Genomic DNA, 2,605 nt, shown 5'->3' with positions numbered 1-2,605 from the left:
CCAATTCGGCTTATTAACGATCGACTCGGATCGCAGGCAGCGCGGGCGACTCGCCGCCTTGGCTGACTTCAATCGGGAGCTAGTTCAGTTTCTGCGGAAAAAAATCTCGTGTTCCGAGCCTGGCGGCCCGATACCGGCTGTTTAGTTCACGTCCCCGAGAGTAAGACTTTTATTTGGCTCAGATCCGGATGGGGCAGAAGCTTGTGCAAACCCATTCGCAACTTGAGGTCTTCCGGCGCCCACGGATCTCCCTGCTGCCAGCTCGGGGGCACATAAAGAGACAAACTTGGCAGCGGCTGGTTGCGCCGCACTTGCGGCGCATAAGGCGAGGATGTTGAGTTGAAGCCGTCCATGTTCCACCCCCTGAACGCTTAAAGCCGACTACAGAAGGTCAGCGACAGGAAACAGCGCGGGCGCGGCCTGGCGCCTACCGACCTGGGGGGCTGGATAAAGGCACTATCCCTGCCGCTCCGCGCTGCCGTTGAGTTTAGCGGAAAGCGTGACTCGGCGCTGACCGTTCTGGATAGATAGCGCTGTCCCTGCCACGTCCCGTTAACCACAACGGCTCTGTATCCGGGCTGGCTTACTGAAAGCTGACGAGACCCGGCAATTCCCAAAACGAAAGCGGCCCGTGTGGGCAAGTTGCAGTCAAGCGTGAGAACGACGTTCCGGCGGCACGCTTGGTACCACGTCAGCCTGAGCATTCGCCAGCTAGCAGCTCCGGTGTCCAGCGCCCGGCCTGCCGGAGGGCCGCAGGCGGTGGCCACCAGAAGGGCCTCTTCCTTGTCGTTGAGTTCGCGCTCTGCCCGGTAGGCGGCTCTTCGCTCTGGTTCTCCGCCAGGTTGCCTTCGACAAAAACGTCGAAGGGTGGGAGACCGCCAAGTGGCCGACGCCCAGGCTTGTGGCGATCACGTCATCACTCATCCCGGCATCGGCCGCCAACCGGATCTGCGCCCCCTTGAGCGGACAGCGGTTGCCTGCCTCCGCCTAAGAAAAGCTCTATTCGACAAAAAGAGAGGTATCTATGGCAAACGAATCTTAGATAACTCGCGGCATCTTGAGTTCAGAGCAATCGTGGGATTTGGCGGGTGAGCTGAAGCCACTAAAGCGACCCACACCCTCGTCAGTGGGCGACATATGCCCTCGGCTCTGGAGGAAGTAGCTGCGATCGGGCTCTTATCGCAAGCTCAGTGAAGCGCCTGCCTTCCCGCGGGTGATGGCTGTGGCTTGAGATGATCCAATATCTTCGAGCCGGCGCTGAACGACCTCGACCAGAATTTCTCCAGAAAATCCAGGTGACACCGCAACAGCTCCGAGGAAGTTTTGGAGTCCGCGATATCCTTCAGAAAGGTGGCCTGATCGTGCAGGGAGGAAGCCGCCAAACCTAGTCCGTCCTTCAGGGCCGCAGCGAACAGGTTGCTTGTCGCTTCAATCGAGCTCTGCCATTCCCGAAAAGTAAATGGAATAGGCGATGCGGCTGTCGTAGATTTCCCAGCGCCATCGGCGGAAGCGCCAGATATCAGAGCCGGGTCGTGCCCGACATGTGGCCGCCGCTCGCGTTTCTCGTCTTCGCTTGCATTCGGTGCCATTCGAGATCTCCTAGCTTGAAGGGCTTATAACGTACTAAGTTGTTCGCCGCTCATTTCGATCATCCCCTACAAGGTACCACAATTGCCAACACGCGATACCTACCTCATTTGGTAACGTGGCAGCAAAGGAGGCAGTGAACGCGATACGGCCAGAGCCCATAGGCTGTAAAGCGCGCGTCCGTGTGCTGTCGCTTTGCCCACCGGTGCCGGCCCAGAGGCTGAGAACTGGGGCGATCGGATGGAGGATGGTGCCGGCTGCGCGTAGATGGCTGGCGGCGGCAAAGTCGGTGAGCGCACGTACATGGAGCAGCAATCAACATTCAATAATTGTTTAAGATTCTCCAAGCCGCTGGAACGGGCGATCGCTTCTACCCTGCTTCGAAGGCTTCACTGGCAGCCTGCTCGGCCTGTTGACGGCCCTGCCCTCTGAGCCAACGAGCGCTTCTGGACGGGCCACATGAAAGCGACTTTGAATCGCGGTGGATGCCCTCGACGGCTGGAAGCCGATTCGGCCGGCTGGCGTATATGATCTATTAGAACCATCTCGGCGGCTCGCGCAACCAGGCGACCGCCAGGCACTTAACCGCCGCGGCACCGCTATACGGGATCATCCAGAGGTTCTTGCCGACCGAATGCGAAATCCATGCTTCGATACGACGAGCTAACTGCCGGCGCAAACTTGCGATGTTCGGCGAAGCTTGTCCGGTGTCAGCTAGCGGGTTGGGTTAGGTGAAGCAATAGACGTTGCAAGCACCCCGCGCGGGAAAACGGCGTTGATGGACAATGGCGGCAATACCCTTGCGTCTCGAGTTTAGCTGGAGGCTTGCTTTTTCTCTCGCACGCAGGCTTACGTCCTGTGGCTCTCGAACGTGTGCGGCGCAATGTGGCACTCGGGCCGATCTTGAGACGTATAAACGCTGTGATCGTATGAACTTGTAGCAGCGCGGCTCGAGATAGACGACCAGAGACATGCTCCAGATGGCACCGTCCCTAGTACCCGGAATCAGAGCTGAGTG

The 2,605-nt window shown here is 58.8% G+C and carries 2 protein-coding genes; both read right to left on the bottom strand.

Annotation, left to right across the window (positions count from 1 at the left end; all coding sequences use genetic code 11):
- Positions 1 to 146: 146 nt before the first annotated feature.
- The gene (locus tag IC50_RS37965; protein ID WP_011084638.1) at positions 147 to 353 is read right to left on the bottom strand and encodes a hypothetical protein; all 207 of its coding nucleotides are present in this window, start codon (positions 351 to 353) and stop codon (positions 147 to 149) included.
- An 834-nt stretch (positions 354 to 1,187) separates the two neighbouring features.
- Positions 1,188 to 1,589, bottom strand: coding sequence for a hypothetical protein (locus IC50_RS37960; protein ID WP_011084637.1), 402 nt, complete (start codon positions 1,587 to 1,589; stop codon positions 1,188 to 1,190).
- Between the last annotated feature and the right edge of the window lie 1,016 nt (positions 1,590 to 2,605).

The organism is Bradyrhizobium genomosp. I (2014), from assembly GCF_000261685.1.
Lineage (GTDB): Bacteria > Pseudomonadota > Alphaproteobacteria > Rhizobiales > Xanthobacteraceae > Bradyrhizobium.
Note: the sequence above shows the minus strand (reverse complement) of the source record. Positions and strands in the feature narration are given on the sequence as shown.

Excerpts from the sequence above, each read along its gene's own strand:
- IC50_RS37965 (WP_011084638.1), bottom strand. The coding sequence starts at position 353 with ATGGACGGCTTCAACTCAACATCCTCGCCTTATGCGCCGCAAGTGCGG.
- IC50_RS37960 (WP_011084637.1), bottom strand. The coding sequence starts at position 1,589 with ATGGCACCGAATGCAAGCGAAGACGAGAAACGCGAGCGGCGGCCACAT.